Source organism: Kocuria gwangalliensis, from assembly GCF_039544365.1.
Lineage (GTDB): Bacteria > Actinomycetota > Actinomycetes > Actinomycetales > Micrococcaceae > Kocuria > Kocuria gwangalliensis.
The window spans coordinates 1-2,227 of record NZ_BAABLN010000059.1 but is presented as its reverse complement, the minus strand read 5'-3'; the positions used below and the strand labels follow the sequence as shown (position 1 = coordinate 2,227).

The 2,227-nt window shown below is 58.5% G+C and carries 2 protein-coding genes and 1 pseudogene; 2 read left to right on the top strand and 1 reads right to left on the bottom strand.

Translation table 11 applies throughout. The features are described 5' to 3' along the window. Together ABEA06_RS13605 and ABEA06_RS13600 are read left to right on the top strand one after the other, a co-directional pair. Positions 1 to 472: 3'-5' exonuclease (locus ABEA06_RS13605; RefSeq protein ID WP_345311840.1), on the top strand; the 472-nt coding region annotated here is incomplete at its 5' end. Positions 473 to 505: 33 nt separating this feature from the next. Then, entirely contained in the window at positions 506 to 1,843 is a 1,338-nt protein-coding gene (locus ABEA06_RS13600) for a hypothetical protein (RefSeq protein ID WP_345311839.1), read from the top strand. 138 nt (positions 1,844 to 1,981) lie between these two features. Here ABEA06_RS13600 and ABEA06_RS13595 read toward each other — a convergent pair. Then, a pseudogene (locus ABEA06_RS13595) lies at positions 1,982 to 2,227 on the bottom strand (hypothetical protein); the annotation flags it as partial.

Below are 2,227 nucleotides of genomic sequence, written 5' to 3'. Positions count from 1 at the left end.
GGTCCAAGACCCAGCCGATCGAGTGGCGCTTGCCGACGCCCTGGGTTGGGTGCTCGAGCTGCTCACTCAAGGGTTGACTCCCGCCGGGATCTCGAAACGAGTCCGAGTCGGAGACAACTCGACCTTGCTGACCAAGGCGGGTGTACATCTGCTCTCGGGTCATGCCGGCAAGGGGCAACAGTTCGACTGGGTGATTGTCGTCGGCCTCGAGGACGGCAACGTGCCCTTCTTCGAGGCAAAAAGCGAAGAAGCCCTGCTCGAAGAAGCGCGCGTCCTGTCTGTGATGATGTCCCGCGCACGGCACGGACTCGTCGTGTCCCACGCGGCCACGGTCCCCGCCCTAAACGGACGGGTTTTCCCAAAGAATCCTTCCAGATTTCTTACACCTGAGCTAAGAGCAAACCTGAGCGATGCAGCTGAACTTCTTCGGTGGTTCAAAACCGCGTCCTGGGACGATATTGCCCGGCGATGAGCCGGACCAAACATGGGAACAGGATACAACTAAGTGAAACAAATTTCGCGGGCGCGTTTCGATGCCTACGCTGGGTTCAGTCGTCAACCTGAAGCTGTGCTCCTGATTCGAGAGCTGGCTTGGTTCGAGTCGGACAGCGGCGCGGTACTCGCGGCATTATGCCTTGACACCGATGAGGAGTATTCGGGGGCGCTGTTTGCTCGCGACTTGATGGGTCGCTTCCGCTGGGTGAAACAGACCTCTTACTACGCCGACGCAACCGGCGCGATCGCCGCAATTGGCCCGCTCATGGGTCAGGTGGAGTCATATCTGGAGCTAGAGCGCGTCCAAGGTGACGAGACAAACCCTGTCGACTTCTTCACTCCAGTGGTGAAGGAGAAGCGGTTCCATGAAAGCTTCCGCTATCTTGCATTCGGAGATAGGTTCTCGCCAGCTCGCGAGCTGATCACCTTGATGATGCGTTGGTATGAGAATCAAGACGGCAACTATGTTGAACAGTTTCAGACGACCGGATTTGACGCGCGCGTCTGGGAGCTTTACCTTTTCGCCACGCTGGTCGAGAGGGGGTACGCCGTTTCCCAGCCAGATCCCGCACCGGACTTCCTTGCGAGAGGTCTCGACGGTCAGTTCTATCTCGAGGCGACCACTATCAATCCATCGGTGGTCAACGGCCAGCCCTTTCCGTCCCAGAAGCCACGAACGGAAGCTGCATTGGCCGACTACGTGGAAAACTATCTACCCGTGCGCTTCGCAGGTCCGTTGACTGCGAAGCTCATGAAGCGGTATTGGGAACATCCTGGTGTTTCGGGTACGCCGTTGGTCCTGGCAATTCAGGACTTCCATGATGAGATGTCGATGACTTATAGCGGCGTTTCGCTCCCCCGCTATTTATACGGCCTCGCTTTCGACGAAGAGAGCACTGAATCAGGTGTCACAGTCGCCCCTCGTACCATCACGCATCATCGATGGAAGGGCAAGGAAATCGAATCGTGCTTTTTTGACCAGGCCGGCGCTGAACACATCAGCGCAGTTGTCTTCAATGGAAGCGGAACCCTCGCAAAGTTTAACCGTATGGGGGTCAAAGTAGGACTAGGGGCACCGACGGTGACGCTCGTTCACACCGGGATAAGACTGTCATCCAACGGAAATCCTACGGGGGCGACTTTCGAATCGAGGGTCACCGAAGGGTACGAAGAGTCGTGGATTGATGGCATGAACGTTTATCACAACCCGAACGCCCTCTGCCCATTGGACCCGGGCCTGCTTCCTGGAGCTGCACATCATCACCGCAGTCGCGCCGGCATAGAATCAAGCATTCCTCACGGACATCTGATCAGTAGCCGCACTGCTGTGGTGGCTCGTAGTTACTAGTTTCCGTGTAGATGTCGATTCCGACACCCGCAGGGAAAGGGGCCGTGAGAATTCCAAAAAGCAAGACGCACAGATTCTTGGGCTGACTCAGAGGTGATCGAGTTCAGTAACTTCACCTTCTCTGTGTCGCCGCTGGCCTCAGCCCAGCCCCAGGTCCCTCTCGCGCCCCTGCCCGCGTCCAGTGTTCTTCCGGGCCTTGGGGCCCCGCATAGTGGAGCGCACCGCCTCGATCGGGGGCGTGCCCTGGTCCCGGTCTGCCGCCAGGCGTGCGCGCACACCATCACGGCCTTCCTCGGTGCCACCGAGGGCGTCCATGAGTCGACTGGCCAGGTTGGCCCGCCGGTCCCCGGAGTCCCACAGCTCCTCAGCCTCAACGGCAGCATT